We start from the raw sequence: 14,819 nt of genomic DNA, 5'->3' as shown, positions 1-14,819 counted from the left end.
TGGGTGGTCTGTTGGTGCCGCCCGACGAGGGGCCGTGGCGGCTGGGTATGAGCAGCTACGGCACCATCGAGAATCTGCGGCTCGAGCCGATCCCCGATGCCGATGCGCCGCTGGGTCCGGGTCAGGTCCGCGTTGCCATGTCGGCCATCGCGGCCAACTTCCGCGATGTCATGATCGCGCTGGGCCTCTATCCCGACCCCGACGCGGTCATGGGCATCGAGGGCTCCGGTGTCGTTGTCGAAACCGCCTCGCCCGATAGTCGTTTCGCGGTCGGTGACCGGGTCTTGGGCCTGTTCCCGGACGGGACCGGGACGATCGCCACCACCGACCAGCGGCTGCTGGTCAAGGTGCCGGCCGGCTGGTCACACACCGCCGCCGCGACCGCGTCGGTGGTGTTCGCGACGGCGCGCTACGCGCTGGTCGACCTGGCGGGCGTCCGGCCCGGCCAGCGGGTGATGGTGCATGCCGCCGCCGGCGGGGTGGGCATGGCGGCCGTGCAATTGGCCCGGCACCTCGGCCTGGAGGTGTTCGCGACGGCCAGCCACGGCAAGTGGGACACGTTGCGGGCCATGGGCTTTGATGACGACCACATCGCCGACTCGCGCAGCCTGGACTTCGAGGACAAGTTCCGGGCGGTCACCGGCGGGCGCGGCGTCGATGTGGTGCTCGACTCGCTGTCCGGCGATTTCGTGGACGCTTCGCTGCGGCTGGTCGCCCCCGGCGGGGTGTTCCTGGAGATGGGCAAGACGGACATCCGCGTCCCCGAGGCCGTCGCCCGCGACCACGCCGGTGTGCGCTACCGCGCCTTCGACCTCTTCGAGGCCGGACCGGAGCGCATCCAGCAAATGCTCGACGAGTTGGCGGCGCTGTTCGGCGACGACGTGCTACAACCGTTGCCGGCCACCAGGTTTGACATACGGCGTGCGCCGGCCGCCCTGAGGTACCTGAGCCAGGCGCGGCACGTCGGCAAGGTCGTGATGAGCATGCCCGACGCCTGGGTGGCGGGCACGGTGCTGATCACCGGCGCGACCGGGATGGCGGGTTCGGCGTTGGCGCGCCACGTCGTGGCCCGGCACGGCGCGCGCAACCTGGTGCTGATGAGCCGGCGCGGTCTGGATGCCCCAGGGGCCGCGGAGCTGATGACCGAGCTGACGGCGGCCGGTGCCCAGGTGCAGGTCGTCGCCTGCGACGCGGCGGACCGCGAGGTCGTCGCCAAGGTACTCGCCGATATTCCGGTGCAGCGACCGCTGTCCGGCGTGATCCACGCGGCCGGGGTCCTTGACGACGCGGTGATCTCGTCGCTGACGCCGGAACGCATCGAGGCGGTGTTGCGCGCCAAGGTCGACACGGCGTGGAACCTGCACGAGCTCACCCGTGAGCTCGATGTGTCGGCGTTTGTGATGTTTTCGTCGATGGCCGGGCTGGCGGGCGCATCGGGCCAGGCCAACTACGCGGCCGCCAACTCCTTCCTCGACGGGCTGGCCGTGCACCGGCGCAAGCAGGGGTTGCCGGCGATATCCCTGGCCTGGGGTCTGTGGGATCAGGCCAGCGCCATGACCGGCGCGCTGGGCACCGCGGACCGTGCCCGGTTCGGCCGCGACGGCATCGTCGCGATGTCCTCCGATGAGGCGCTGGAATTGATGGATACCGCCCTGATCGTCGACGAGCCGTTCATGTTGCCCGCCCACATCGACCTGGCGGCACTGCGGGTCAAGTTCGACAACGGCACGTTGCCGCCGATGTTCGTCGATTTGATCAACGCGCCGACCCGTCGGCAGGTTGACGACTCGCTGGCCGCGGCGAAATCGAAATCGGCTCTGCTGCAGCGCCTCGAGGGGCTGCCCGAAGACGAGCAGCAGGCGGTGCTGTTGGACTTGGTGCGGTCCAACATCGCCACGGTGCTGGGCAACTCGAGCCCCGAGTCCATCGATCCGGACCGGGCGTTCCAGGAGTTGGGCTTCGACTCGCTGACCGCCGTCGAGATGCGCAACCGGCTGAAATCCGCGACGGGGCTTGCCCTTTCGCCGACGCTCATCTTCGACTACCCGAACTCGGCCGCGCTGGCCGGTTACATGTACCGAGAACTCGTCGGCTCGTCGGAGGAGCAGGCCCCGGCCGCCGCGCCCGGGGAGGCCGAGATCCAGCGCGTGGTGGGGTCCATTCCGGTCAAGCGCCTGCGGCAGGCGGGAGTGCTGGAACTGCTGCTCGCGTTGGCGAACGAAGCCGACAGCGGCGGTCCTGCGGCCCCCGCGGCGACCACCGAAACGGACATCGCGGGCATGGACCTCGACGCGCTGGTCAACGCGGCGTTGCGCGACGATGACGACGAGTAGCCAGTGAGAATCGCAATTACCGGGGCGAGCGGCGTGCTCGGCCGCGGCCTCGCCGCCCGGTTGCTCACCCAGGGCCACGATGTCGCCGGCATCGCCCGGCATCGTCCCGAAAGTTGGCCGACCGTAGCAGATTTCGTCGAGGCAGACATTCGCGATGCGGAAGCGGTCAAGCGCGCCATCGCCGGTGCGGACGTCGTCGCGCATTGCGGCTGGGCCCGTAACAGCGAGCAGGTCAACGTCGGGGGAACGCTCAACGTCCTCGAGGCGATCGCCGAAACCGGGGCCCGGCGCATCGTTTTCCCGTCGTCGGCGCACGTCTACGGCGGGGGAGACGCGCCCAAGACCGAGCATGACGCGAGAACCCCCCTCGCTCCCGACGGCGTGCACAAGGCCCGCGTCGAACAGATGCTTGAGGATTCGGACCTGGAATGGGTCGTTATCCGCTCCGCGCCGATTCTCGGCCGGAGCGTCGACAACTGGGTACGCCGGGTGTTGGCGTTACCGGCGTTTCCCGGCGGCGCAGCCGATCGCCGCATGCAGGTCGTCCACCTCGACGACGCGCTTCGACTGTTCCACCGGGCGATCGTCGACATCGAAGTCGGCAGCGGCCCGGTCAATCTCGCCGCACCGGGCGAACTGACCTTGCGGCGGGTCGCCGCGGCGCTCGGACGCCCGATCGTGCGGTTCGGCGTGCGACCGGCCGAGCTGCAGATGCTGCAGAGCGCTCCCTTCATGGATACCGCGCGGTTGCGCGAGCAGTGGGGGTTCCGGCCGGCATGGAGCTCCGGTGAGTGTGTCGAGGATTTCGCGATCGTGGTTCGCGGCCGGGTCACCGTGGGCAAGCGGGTGCTATCGCTGCCCTGGCGGATGACCAGCATCGGCGACCTGCCCGCCGTCGACGCGCCGAGCGAGGACGGCGTGAAACCCAATTGGGCTGGCCCGGCAGGGGATAACGGGGAGTTCGACACCCCCATCGACCCGCGCTTCCCCACCTTTCTGGCCACCAATTTGTCGGAGGCGCTGCCCGGCCCGTTCTCGCCGGCGTCGGCTTCGGTGACCGTGCGCGGGCTGCGCGCCGGCGGCGTGGCCATCGCCGAGCGGCTACGGCCCGGCGGCATCATCCAGCGCGAAATCGCGATGCGCACGGTCGCGGTGTTCGCCAACCGGCTCTATGGCGCCATCACCTCGGCGCATTACATGGCCGAAACGGTGCCTTTCGCCAAACCCGCGACGATCGTCAGCAACAGCGGATTCTTCGGCCCCAGTATGGCGTCGTTGCCGATCTTCGGGGCGGAGCGCCCGCGCTCCGAAACCAGCCGTCTGAGAAGGCAACTGCGGACCGTTCGCAACATCGGGGTATTCGGCGTCAACCTGATCGGCCTCAGTGCCGGGTCGGCGGGCGACACCCACAAGTTCGTTGCCGATGTCGATCGCCTGGAACGCCTCGCCGACGACAACGTCTCTCGCCTCGACGATCGCCGGTTGCTGAGCCTGATCGCGTTGGCGCGCGACGATGTGGTGCACGGCTGGGTGCTGGCCTCAGCGTCGTTCATGCTATGCGCCGCGTTCAACGTGTTGTTGCGCGGTTTGTGTGGGCGAGACACCGCCGCGCCCGCGGGACCGGAATTAGTCAGTGCGCGATCGGTCGAGGCTATGCAGCGGTTGGTGGTCGCCGCGCAGCGCGACCCGAAAGTGACGACGCTGCTGGCTGAACCGGGGGAGCGACTGGGCAAGCTGGCCGTCGAGGCGCCTGAATTTCACGCCGCGGTACTGGCGGAGCTGGCGCTGATCGGGCATCGCGGCCCGGCCGAACTCGAGATGCTGTCGACCAGCTACGCCGATGATCCCGAGCTGCTCGTACGCATGGTGATCAAAGCGATGAGCGCACCTCCCGCACCGCAGCCAGAACGTACCCGGATTCCGCTGCGGGCCAAGCCGATTGCGCGCCTGGCGGGACACCAACTTCGCGATCGCGAAGTCCGTCGCGACAAAATGGTGCGGGCCAACTGGGTGCTGCGCAACCTGATGCGCGAGTATGGGCGCAGGGCCGTGGACGCCGGAATCTTCGCCACGGCCGACGATGTGTTCTACCTGTTGGTCGACGAGCTTGACGCGCTTCCCGTCGATGTGGGCGGGCTGGTGGCCCGGCGCCGGGCCGAGCGCCGCAGGTTGGCGGGCGTCGTGCCGCCGATGGTGTTCAGCGGCAGCTGGCAGCCGTCCGTTACGGCGTCGTCGGCGCTGGGCAGCGGTGACACCCTGCGCGGGGTCGGTGTCTGCGGGGGACGGGTGCGCGGCCGGGTGCGGATCGTGCGGCCCGAGACGATCGACGACCTGCAACCGGGCGAGATCCTCGTCGCCGAGGTCACCGACGTCGGCTACACCGCCGCGTTCTGCTACGCCGCGGCCGTGGTGACCGAGCTGGGCGGCCCGATGTCGCACGCGGCCGTGGTGGCCCGCGAATTCGGCTTCCCCTGCGTGGTCGACGTTCAGGGTGCCACCCGCTCCCTGCCGCCGGGAGCGCTCGTCGAAGTCGACGGAACCAGCGGCGAGATCCGCGTGCTCGAAGCGGCCCCCGAAGGCAACGCGTAACCGCCGATTACACGCGCCAGCTACTGGGCTCCGAAATGCGTAAAGCAGCGCCGGCGGGTAGCGGCTCTCCCTCACCCACGGAGACGGCGTCGAGCATGAGGGCAACGTAGCGTCGCCAGCCATCGCTGTCCGGATCCATCGTCGGCAGCACCGCGTAAAGCATCGCGATCATGCGCGGAAGATCGTCGGCGACCAGGTCGGGGCGAACGCGCCCGGCCCGCTGGCCGCGGCCGACGAGCTCGTAGAGTGCCTGGTTCAGCGAGTCCGAGATGTCGGCGGTCAGCGACCCGGCCCGGTGCGCGGCCGTGAGCAGGTGTCGTTCACGGGCGCCGAGTCCTATTGCCGCTTCGATCAATTGGTGGAGGCCGCGCAGTGGGTCTTCCACGCGCAGCGCGTCCTCGATCGCCGGCGTCAGATCCTCCGCGACGCTTTGATCCAGGGCCGCCCGGACCAGGTCGGCTTTGGCCGGGAACCTGCGGTAGAGCGTTCGCTCGCCGACCCCGGCGCGACGGGCGACGGCTTCGATGGGCGCATCCGGCCCCAGTTCGCCGTAGACGGCCCGCGCGGCGCGCAGGATGCGCTCGGCGTTGCGGGCGGCGTCCGCGCGCAACGGCCGGTCCTCGACGGCGGTCATTGTGACAGCCTAACTGACGGTTGACTGACAGTTGGGAGGGTTCTACGCTCGTAAAATTGACAGCTATCTGCCACTTAACAGGAAACGCCGGTGAAGTCAACAACTTCCGAAATCCACTCCGACGCTGATCTTCCTGTGCTGCCCGTCCCGCGGACCGCGCATTGCCCGCTTGCGTCCCCACCCGAATTCGTGAGCTGGCGCGACGAGCCGGGCCTGCGTCGGGCGATGTTTCAGGGAAACCCGGTCTGGGTGGTGAGCCGCTACCAGGACATCAGGGCGGCGCTGGTCGATCCCCGCCTGTCCGCGAAGACTATTCCGGACGCCATCATGCCGACGGACGCCGACAATAAGATCCCGGTGATGTTCGCGCGCACCGACGACCCCGAGCATCATCGATTGCGGCGCATGATGACCAGCAACTTCACCTTCAGGCGTTGCGAATCGATGCGGGCGCAAATCCAGGCCACGGTCGACCACTATCTCGGCCAGATGGTCGATAAGGGTGCGCCGGCCGATCTGGTGCGTGAATTCGCCTTGCCGGTGCCGTCATTGGTGATCGCGCTGCTGCTTGGGGTGCCGCCGGAGGACCTCGGGCTTTTTCAGCACCACACCACCGTGGGGTTGGGCCAGAGCTCTACCGACGAGGAGAAGGGGCAAGCCTTCGGGGCGATGTACGCCTATATCGAGGAGTTGGTGCAGCGCAAGGAGTGCGAACCCGGCGACGACTTGATCAGCCGCCTGGTCACCGAATATGTGGCGACAGGCCAACTCGACCATGCCACCACGGCCATGAACGGTGTGATCATGATGCAGGCGGGCCACGAAACCACCGCCAACATGATCTCGTTGGGAACGGTCGCGCTGCTGCAACATCCCGATGTGTTCGAGTTGCTCGGACACTCCGACGACGCAGCCGTCATTGCAAATATCGTCGAAGAGCTGATGCGCTACCTCAGCATCGTGCACAGCCAGGTGGATCGCGTGGCAACTGAAGATCTCGTGATCGGCGGTCAGCTGATCCGCGCCGGGGAGTTCGTCATGATGAACCTGCCCGCCGGAAACTGGGATCCCGAATTCGTCGACAACCCCGAATCCTTCGAAGCCGGCCGAAACGCCCGCGGGCACTTGGGCTTCGGGTACGGCGTGCACCAATGCATTGGAGCGAATCTGGCCCGCGTCGAGATGCAGGTCGCGTTCGCGACGCTGGCGCGACGCCTGCCCGGGCTCAAACTGGCGGTGACGCCGGAGGAGCTGAGGTTCAAAGACGCCAACATCTACGGCATGAAAGAGTTACCGGTCAGTTGGTGAGCAACCTGCGGTTCGACGACCAAGTCGCCGTGATCACCGGCGCCGGCGGGGGATTGGGCAGACAATACGCAATGCTGCTTGCCTCCCGCGGCGCGCGCGTCGTCGTTAACGACACGGGTGGCTCGTTGACCGGGGATGGCTCCGACGGTGGGGCGGCGAACGCCGTCGTCGATGAGATCCGCCAAACCGGCGGCCGGGCGGTCGCCGACACGCATAGCGTGACGACTCCCGAAGGTGGCCAGGCGATCATCGACACCGCGCTTAACACCTGGGGGCGGGTGGACATCGTGATCAACAACGCCGGAATCGTCGGGGATGCCCCCTTTGAGGACATGACCGCCGAGCGGCTTGAACCCCTCATCGATGTGCACCTGCGGGGTGCGTTCTATGTGACGCGGCCCGCGTGGGCGGTGATGCGCGGGCGGCGCTACGGCCGGATCCTGAACACCTGCTCGGCAGCGGGAATCCTTGGCGCCGAACGCATGAGCAACTACGGCGCGGCCAAGACCGGGCTGATCGGCCTCACCCGGGTGCTGGCGGCCGAAGGGGCCGGCCACGACATCAAGGCCAACGCCATCGCCCCGATCGCGTACACGCGGATGCTGGCGCACTCGGTTGACGGTGCCGATCGGGCGGATGATGCGGATGCGCAGGCGGTGTTGGATAACCTTGTCAGCCAATATCTTCAGAAACTCGAACCGGCACTGGTGGCTCCGGTGGCCGCCTTTCTGACGCATCGGGACTGTTCGGTTTCGGGGGAGATCTACACGGTGGGCGCCGGGCACGTCGCGCGGTTCTTCATCGGTCGGACAAGGGGTTTCTACCGCCCCGCACTCTCCGTCGAGGACGTGCGCGATCACCTGGCCGAGATCCGCGACGAAACCGGTTACACCGTTCCGCGCGGGCCCGCCGACGAAATGACCGAGCTGTTCGCCACCGTCGCCGACGGGCCCGACTAGTTGACGTTCTAGCTCGACGATACGGTTTTCGGGATCCTCGGCGTCCATCGGCACATGGTCCACGCCGAAGCGCGGATGCGGCACATTCAAGCACCGATGAGCCCAGCGTCGGGTTGTTGCGCCAAATCTTCGGAACTGCACCCAACAAGTCGACGTTGGGCCAAGCACGGCCGCTCAGCAGCTGAACGCCGTTCCGACGCCGTCCGGCGGCGGCACCGACTTCAGGCAACCGAACGGCTGGATGCCGGGGGCGGCGAACCGCACCGCCGACTGATGGGCGTAATTCACGCAGAACAGGCCCGATTGATCGGCGCGGCACCGGTAGTCGCCGAACGACAACGAATCCCCGTTGGCCAGCTCGGGTCCGTTGCCGTTGAGGAACGGACCCGGATCGGCGCGAGCCGACCCGACCTGGAGGTTCGTTCCGTCGAAGTCGACCCAGCCGCCCTTCCATTCGCCGTAGGCCGTGTCGGGTCGCGGCGGGGGATTGGTCAGGTTAACCAGGCATGCCAGCGCACCGCCGGTGTGCTTGGAATCGGTCATGCACGAGACTTTGCCGGCCTGGGCGGTCAGCGCGACGTCGTTGCCGAGCGGTGTGGCGACGCCGTCGTGTGTCGCCGTGTGATAGCGGCCCGGGTCGGCGGGGTGACCTGCTTCGATCCAGGCGATGACATCGGAGATCGCGGCGCCGGCGCCCGGCGCCGCGGACGGTGCCGGCGGTTTGCTGCTTGGCGGCCCGGTCGTCGTCGGGGCGGTCCCGGCCGAGGTTCCCGAGGTGGTTGGTGGCTGTCCCGAGTTGTTGCCGGCCGGGTGCGAGCATCCGGCGACCAGCAATGTGACGGCGACCAGCGCGGCGATCCGCATCCCGCCAGGCTAACCGCCACGCCTCGGAATTCGGCCGCTACCCGCGCCCCGGGACCGCAGTGTCGGCTACCGTCACTGTTATGCATGAGCGCACCATCCGCGCCCGCACCACCGCCGGCACCGTCGAAGGCTTCACCCGCGATGGCGTAAACCGCTGGCGATCCATCCCTTACGCCCGACCCCCCGTGGGACGCCTGCGCCTTCGGGCGCCGCAGCCGTCGCCGCCGTGGTCGGGTGTGCGGCACTGCCACGGCTTCACCAACTGCGCGCCGCAGCAGCGCCGCTACACCATGCTCGGGGTCGGCCGCTACCAGCCCATGGGCGAGGACTGCCTCACCCTCAATGTCGTCACGCCGGAAGTCGCCTCCGACAAGCCCTTACCGGTCATGGTCTTCATTCACGGCGGCGGCTACATCCTGGGCAGCTCGGCCACGCCGCTGTACGACGGGGCGGCGCTGGCGCGCCGCGGCTGCGTGTACGTGTCGGTCAACTACCGCCTGGGCGCCCTGGGATGCCTGGACCTCTCGTCGCTTTCGACACCCGAGATCACCGTCGACAGCAACCTCTACCTGCGCGACCTGGTGATGGCGCTGCAGTGGATTCGCGACAACATCGCCGAATTCGGCGGCGACCCGGCCAAGGTCACCATCTTCGGGGAGAGCGCGGGCGCGCACATCACCGCCACGCTGCTGGCGGTGCCCGCGGCCGAAGGCCTGTTCGCCCAGGCGATCTCGGAAAGTCCCGCCTCGGGCATGGTGCGGTCGCGGGAAACCGCCGCCGAGTTCGCGACGCGCTTCGCCCACCTGCTCGGCGCCCGCCGGGAGGACGCGGCCAGCGCGTTGATGCGGGCGTCCGCGGCGCAATTCGTGGAGACCCAACACCGGCTGATCGAGCAGGGCATGGAGAACAGGCTGGGCGCGTTCCCGATCGGCCCGGTGTTCGGCGACGACGTCCTGCCCGTCGACCCCGTCGAGGCCATGCGGACCGGCCGGGCGCATCGGGTGCCGCTCATCGTGGGTACCAACGCCGAAGAGGGCCGGCTGTTCACCCGCTTCCTGAAAATGCTGCCGACCAACGAGTCGATGATCGAAGAGTTGCTGGCCGACACGGAATCGGCTGCCCGCGAACGCATCACCGCCGCCTACCCGGGCTACCCCGCGCCGTCGGCCTGCATCCAGCTCGGCGGCGACTTCGCGTTCAGCTCGGCGGCCTGGCAGATCGCCGAGGCCCACGGCAGCCACGCGCCCACCTACCTATACCGGTACGACTATGCCCCGCGGACGCTGCGCTGGTCGGGCCTGGGCGCAACGCACGCCACCGAATTGCTGGCGGTCTTCGACGTCTATCGCACCCGGTTCGGGGCGCTGCTGACCGCGGCGGCCGATCGACGCGCCGCGCTGCGGGTCAGCAATCACGTGCAACGGCGGTGGCGGGCCTTCAGCCGCACGGGCTCGCCGGGCGACGACTGGCCCCCCTACACCCTCGACGACCGCGCCGTGATGGTGTTCGACCGCAAGAGCCGGATCGAGTTCGATCCGCACCCCCACCGCCGAATGGCGTGGGACGGCTTCTCACTGGCGCGTTGACCTGGCACGCTGACCGTCATGCATGCCGACACCGAGCAAGTCATCGAACGACCCGGCGATCTCACGGCCTCGTGGTTGGCCGCCGCGATCGGCGCCGGACCCATTGCCGGCTTCGCCGTGGAGCGCATCGGCACCGGCCAGATGAGTGAGTGCTACCGCGTCCGGCTCACCTATGCCGATTCGGAAGCCGACGCCGCGGCCCGGGGACCCGAGTCGGTAGTGCTGAAGGTCGCGGCCTCCGACCCGGTGAGCCGGCAGACGGGGTCGGCGCTGGGGCTCTACGAGCGCGAGGTCCGCTTCTACGGCGACATCGCGCCGAGCCTGGGCGGGCCGATAGCGCCCTGCTACCACGCCGCCGTCGACACCGCGACGGGCGCGTTCGACCTGTTGCTCGGCGACGCGGGACCCGCCGTCGTCGGCGACGAAATCGCCGGTGCCACAACCGAACAGGCCCGCCTCGGCGTCGTCGAGTTGGGACGGCTGCACGGGCCACTGCTCGGGGACGCATCGCTGGCCGAAGCGCCGTGGCTCAACCGCGACACGCCGCTCAACCAGGCGATGATCGCCCCGCTGTACGCCGGCTTCATCGACCGGTACGGCGACCGGATCGCCCCCGAGCACCGCGTCGTGTGCGAACGCCTGGTGGCCGCGTTCGACGGCTATCTCGCCCAGGAGTCGGAGGAGGGCCGCATCCGGGGCCTGGTGCACGGCGACTATCGGCTGGACAACATGCTGTTCGGCACCGCCGGAGCCGACCGCCCGCTGACCGTCGTCGACTGGCAGACCGTGTCCTGGGGGCCGGCGCTGACGGACCTGTCATACTTCCTCGGCTGTGCGCTGCGGACGCAGGATCGCCGCGAGCGCTACGACGAACTGCTGCGCACCTACCACGAGGCGCTGGGCCCGGACGCGCCGATCAGCATCGCCGACGTCGCCGAAGGGGTTCGGCGCCAAAGCTTTTTCGGTGTGATGATGGCGATCGTCTCGTCGATGCTGGTTGAACGCACCGACCGTGGTGACCGGATGTTCACGACGATGCTGGGACGCAACTGCGACCACGTGCTCGACACCGACGCGCTGGCGACCCTGCCCGCCGCGGTGGCCGTGGAGCCGCTGCGGCCCTCGGAGGAGGACGAGCAGTCTCACGACCCGACCGCCGAACCGCTGTGGAGCGAGAGCTGGTACGCCGACTTCGCCGATGCCGCACAGGGATTGGGCGGCTGGTTCCGCATCGGCCGGATAGCCAACCAGCGCAAGGCCTTGGTGCACGCGCTGCTGTGCGGGCCCGACAGGCCGACCGTGGCCGTCGATGCCGAAGTCCCGCTGCCGGAGGACCCGTGGGTGTTGCGCACCGACGCCTTCGAAATGAGCCACTCCGCCACCGCACCGCTGCGGGCGTACCGCGTCGACGTCCGGGCTCACGCGCAGGCTTACGCCGACCCGTCGGCGTTGTTGCGCGGCGAGCCGGGAACCCCCGTCGAGATGACGATGAATCTGGAGTGGGCCACCGACGGCACGCCGTACAAGTACCGGCTGACCACGCGTTACGAAATTCCTTGCACCGTCTCGGGAACCGTCAGCATCGGGGACACCAGCTATCGCGTCGAGTCGGTTCCCGGCCAGCGCGACCACTCCTGGGGGGTGCGCGACTGGTGGAGCATGGACTGGATCTGGAGCGCGCTGCACCTCGACGACGGCACCCACCTGCACGGGGTGAACATCCGTATCCCGGGCGCCCCGGCGTTCAGCGTCGGCTATGTTCAGGGCGCCGACCGGGCGGTGACCGAGCTGGATACCGTCGAATCGCGGGAAGCCTTCGGCGCCAACGGATTACCGCTGACCGCCGCACTGGATCTCAAGCCCGGTGGCGTCAGTGCGGACCTCGGGGTGCGCGGCCAGGCGCCGGTGCGCCTGACCGCCGCCGACGGGCGGGTGAGCCAGTTCCCGCGCGCCTGGGTCAGCGTCAGCACGGCGGACGGCCGCAGCGGTGTCGGTTGGGTGGAATGGAACCGCAACCTGCCCGAGTAGCCGCCACCCCGCCCGTCGTGGTGATGGGTGTCTCGGGATCGGGCAAGTCGACGGTGGGGGCGGCGTTGGCGCGACGGCTGGGGGTGCCCTTCGTGGACGCCGACACCCTGCACCCGCCCGCCAACATCGCCAAGATGACCGCCGGCGAGCCGCTCGACGACGAGGATCGCCGTCCCTGGCTGGACCGGGTCGGCGAATGGTTGGCCGGTCACCCCGACGGCGGGGTGGTGAGTTGCTCGGCGCTGAAACGCACGTACCGCGAGCGGCTCCGGGCACACTGCCCACGCATGGAGTTCCTGCACCTCAGCGGTTCGCCGGAACTCATCGGCGGCCGGCTGGCCGCCAGGCGCGGGCATTTCATGCCGGCCGCGCTGCTGCGGTCGCAGTTCGACGCGCTGGAACCTCTCGGCGTCGACGAAGCGGGCGTCACCGTGGATGCCGGACTGGGCGTCGATGCCATCGTCGACACCTTCCTGGCGCGATCGGCGGGACTGTAGCATTATGCTACAGACTGTGACGGAGTGCCGTAGGAACGGAGGAATGTCATGGCGGAGGCTCTCGACCGTGTCACGCGGGTTGCCGCCGACCTGATGGACAGTGCGGCGTCCGAGGGCGCCCGCCAGAGCCGTTCGGCCAAGCAACAACTCGACCATTGGGCACGGGTCGGACGCGCGGTATCCAGCCAGCACACCGCCTCTCGGCGACGGGTGGAAGCGGCGCTGGCCGGTCAGTTGGCGACCGGCGAACTGACCGTCGAGGAGGGTGTGGTGTTCAACGCCGAAATCTCGGCGGCCGTCGAGGAAAGCCTGGCGCGCACCGATTACGGTGCGGCGCTGGCCGGGCAGGGGATCACCACGGTAGCCCTCAACGATGCCGGCGATATCGTCGAGCACCGGCCCGATGGCACCGAGGTGGTGCTTGCTTCCAAGCGCTGACCGCCACCGATGAACCGACTGGACCTGGTGGCGGGGCCGAACGGCGCCGGCAAGTCGACGTTCATCGCTTTCACCCTGTCGCCGCTGCTGCCCGGAAGCCTGGTGGTCAACGCAGACGAGATCGCCAGGCAGCGCTGGCCCGAGGACCCGGCGTCGCACGCCTATGACGCCGCGCAGATCGCCACAGCCACGCGCGCGAAGCTGATCGAGCTGGGCCGGTCTTTCATTGCCGAGACCGTCTTTTCGCATCCGTCGAAACTGGACCTGATCCGCAGCGCACGCGGCGAGGGGTTCACCGTCGTCCTCCATGTGCTGCTCGTCCCGGAAGACCTTGCGGTCGAGCGCGTCAGGCACCGCGCGCTGGCCGGCGGCCACGACGTGCCCGAGGCCAAGGTTCGCCAGCGACACCGCCGGCTGTGGGGACCGGTCGGCGAGGGCATCGCGTTGTCCGACATCGTCACCGTCTATGACGGCAGTCGCCTGCGGGGGCCGCGCATCGTCGCCCAACTCACCGGCGGCGAGGTGGTCGGCACAGCCGACTGGCCGGCGTGGGCGCCGGAGATTTTGCGGTCGCGCTGGCCGCGCTGAGCGCGTCTACCCGTTCGCGAAATTACCAGGGGCGGCGGCGACGGCGGGTGGTGACGCCGTCGCCCACGCGTTCGCGGGCGGCGTCGGCCAATTCGCTGCCGCGCGCGGCCGCCGTGCTGGCGAACTCGCTGCCGCGCAACCGCGCGATCTCCGCGAGCTCCGCCCCGCGGTCGCGCGCCGTGTCGGCCAACTCCTCGCCGCGCTTGCGCGCCGTGTCGGCCAACTGCTCGCCGCGTTTGCGCGCCTTCTTCGCCAGCGGCGCGCCCCTCTCCGCGGCGGTGCTGGCCAGTTCGCGGCCGCGTTCGAGGGCGGCCTCGGCGTACGGGGCGCCCCGTTCGGCGGCGGTGCTGGCCAGTTCGCGGCCGCGTTCGAGGGCGGCCTCGGCGTAGGGCGCACTCCTTTCCGCGGCGGTGCTGGCCAGCTCGCGCCCCCGCTCGGCGCCGACCTGCAGGCCGTGCACGATCCGTTCCCCGAGTTCGTCAAACGTATCGTCGGATCCCGGCAGCGCCGAGGACACCCTTTCGGAGAGCCGTTCGGCCGCCCGGCGGCCGCGCCAGCCCAGTGACGGCTTGCCGGCCGTGTCGGCGGACGCGATCATCAGCCCGCCCACCAGGCTCAGGTCGGTGAGAAAGTCCTTGCGCTTCTGGGCTTTCAGCTGCGGGTCGCTCTCACTCCAGAACATGTGCGCGCCGAGGTTGGCCGGCAGCACCGTGAATGCAAGCGCCGCCGAGGCGAGCCGAGGCGCTTTGCCGGTGGCCAGCAGCAGGCCGCCGCCGATTTGAACGGCCGCGTTGATCTGAGCGAACGTCTGGGGGTCGCTGGGAATGCTGCTGCCCACGGGATCCGGCAAGGCCCGGAGACCGTCGACCGCCGGCGCCGCGGCCTCCGCCGCGGGCTTGGGATTGAGCAACGAGTCGATTCCCTGGCCGATGAACACGGCAGACAACAGGGGCCTCGCGATTCTGCGGATCAACATAACAGCAGGTTACCCGGCT

12 protein-coding genes are annotated in these 14,819 nt (G+C 69.0%); 9 read left to right on the top strand and 3 right to left on the bottom strand.

Features of this window, described 5'->3' with window-relative positions:
- Both VMD50_RS24490 and VMD50_RS24485 read left to right on the top strand, forming a co-directional pair.
- On the top strand, window positions 1–2,333 hold a 2,333-nt coding region (locus VMD50_RS24490), incomplete at its 5' end, for a type I polyketide synthase (RefSeq protein WP_325431618.1).
- A gap of 3 nt (window positions 2,334–2,336) precedes the next feature.
- Window positions 2,337–4,922, top strand: coding sequence for a sugar epimerase family protein (locus tag VMD50_RS24485; RefSeq protein ID WP_325431616.1), 2,586 nt, complete (start codon window positions 2,337–2,339; stop codon window positions 4,920–4,922).
- Between the two features lie 7 nt (window positions 4,923–4,929).
- Here the strand turns inward: VMD50_RS24485 and VMD50_RS24480 are convergent, their stop codons facing one another.
- A complete protein-coding gene (locus tag VMD50_RS24480) occupies window positions 4,930–5,556 on the bottom strand; it encodes a TetR/AcrR family transcriptional regulator (RefSeq protein WP_325431614.1) in 627 nt (208 codons plus the stop codon).
- A gap of 90 nt (window positions 5,557–5,646) precedes the next feature.
- Here VMD50_RS24480 and VMD50_RS24475 point away from each other — a divergent pair, with 90 nt between their 5' ends.
- Together VMD50_RS24475 and VMD50_RS24470 are read left to right on the top strand one after the other, a co-directional pair.
- Complete coding sequence (locus VMD50_RS24475; protein WP_414686160.1) at window positions 5,647–6,864, top strand: cytochrome P450; 1,218 nt, start codon at window positions 5,647–5,649, stop codon at window positions 6,862–6,864.
- Window positions 6,861–7,823: an SDR family NAD(P)-dependent oxidoreductase gene (locus VMD50_RS24470; protein ID WP_325431612.1), complete on the top strand. Its 963-nt coding sequence runs from the start codon at window positions 6,861–6,863 to the stop codon at window positions 7,821–7,823. The genes VMD50_RS24475 and VMD50_RS24470 overlap by 4 nt, the downstream gene beginning before the upstream one ends.
- Window positions 7,824–7,997: 174 nt before the next feature.
- On the opposite strand, the gene VMD50_RS24465 is transcribed toward VMD50_RS24470, so the two are convergent.
- On the bottom strand, window positions 7,998–8,687 hold the full coding sequence (locus VMD50_RS24465) for a hypothetical protein (protein WP_325431610.1): 690 nt from the start codon (window positions 8,685–8,687) through the stop codon (window positions 7,998–8,000).
- 80 nt (window positions 8,688–8,767) lie between these two features.
- On the opposite strand from VMD50_RS24465, the gene VMD50_RS24460 reads away from it, so the two are divergent.
- From VMD50_RS24460 to VMD50_RS24440, 5 genes are read left to right on the top strand one after another with little or no spacing between them, the layout of a single operon-like run.
- Window positions 8,768–10,273, top strand: coding sequence for a carboxylesterase/lipase family protein (locus tag VMD50_RS24460; protein ID WP_325431608.1), 1,506 nt, complete (start codon window positions 8,768–8,770; stop codon window positions 10,271–10,273).
- A gap of 18 nt (window positions 10,274–10,291) precedes the next feature.
- Window positions 10,292–12,301: a DUF7064 domain-containing protein gene (locus VMD50_RS24455; protein ID WP_325431606.1), complete on the top strand. Its 2,010-nt coding sequence runs from the start codon at window positions 10,292–10,294 to the stop codon at window positions 12,299–12,301.
- Window positions 12,277–12,798 (top strand): gluconokinase, encoded by a 522-nt coding sequence (locus VMD50_RS24450; protein ID WP_325431603.1) that lies wholly within the window; start codon window positions 12,277–12,279, stop codon window positions 12,796–12,798. The genes VMD50_RS24455 and VMD50_RS24450 overlap by 25 nt, the downstream gene beginning before the upstream one ends.
- Window positions 12,799–12,846: 48 nt before the next feature.
- Window positions 12,847–13,236: a TA system antitoxin ParD family protein gene (locus tag VMD50_RS24445; RefSeq protein WP_325431602.1), complete on the top strand. Its 390-nt coding sequence runs from the start codon at window positions 12,847–12,849 to the stop codon at window positions 13,234–13,236.
- Window positions 13,237–13,245: 9 nt separating this feature from the next.
- Window positions 13,246–13,824, top strand: coding sequence for an ATPase (locus VMD50_RS24440; RefSeq protein ID WP_325431601.1), 579 nt, complete (start codon window positions 13,246–13,248; stop codon window positions 13,822–13,824).
- A 22-nt stretch (window positions 13,825–13,846) separates the two neighbouring features.
- On the opposite strand, the gene VMD50_RS24435 is transcribed toward VMD50_RS24440, so the two are convergent.
- Window positions 13,847–14,800, bottom strand: a complete 954-nt coding sequence (locus VMD50_RS24435; RefSeq protein WP_325431599.1) for a DoxX family protein — start codon at window positions 14,798–14,800, stop codon at window positions 13,847–13,849.
- Window positions 14,801–14,819 lie beyond the last annotated feature (19 nt).

Source organism: Mycobacterium sp., from assembly GCF_035506235.1.
Taxonomy (GTDB): domain Bacteria; phylum Actinomycetota; class Actinomycetes; order Mycobacteriales; family Mycobacteriaceae; genus Mycobacterium.
Note: the sequence above shows the minus strand (reverse complement) of the source record. Positions and strands in the feature narration are given on the sequence as shown.

Bases quoted from the DNA above. Each gene is read 5' to 3' on its own strand.
- VMD50_RS24435 (WP_325431599.1), bottom strand. From the start codon at position 14,800: ATGTTGATCCGCAGAATCGCGAGGCCCCTGTTGTCTGCCGTGTTCATC.
- VMD50_RS24460 (WP_325431608.1), top strand. From the start codon at position 8,768: ATGCATGAGCGCACCATCCGCGCCCGCACCACCGCCGGCACCGTCGAA.
- VMD50_RS24480 (WP_325431614.1), bottom strand. From the start codon at position 5,556: ATGACCGCCGTCGAGGACCGGCCGTTGCGCGCGGACGCCGCCCGCAAC.
- VMD50_RS24450 (WP_325431603.1), top strand. From the start codon at position 12,277: ATGGAACCGCAACCTGCCCGAGTAGCCGCCACCCCGCCCGTCGTGGTG.
- VMD50_RS24445 (WP_325431602.1), top strand. From the start codon at position 12,847: ATGGCGGAGGCTCTCGACCGTGTCACGCGGGTTGCCGCCGACCTGATG.
- VMD50_RS24455 (WP_325431606.1), top strand. From the start codon at position 10,292: ATGCATGCCGACACCGAGCAAGTCATCGAACGACCCGGCGATCTCACG.
- VMD50_RS24440 (WP_325431601.1), top strand. From the start codon at position 13,246: ATGAACCGACTGGACCTGGTGGCGGGGCCGAACGGCGCCGGCAAGTCG.
- VMD50_RS24465 (WP_325431610.1), bottom strand. From the start codon at position 8,687: ATGCGGATCGCCGCGCTGGTCGCCGTCACATTGCTGGTCGCCGGATGC.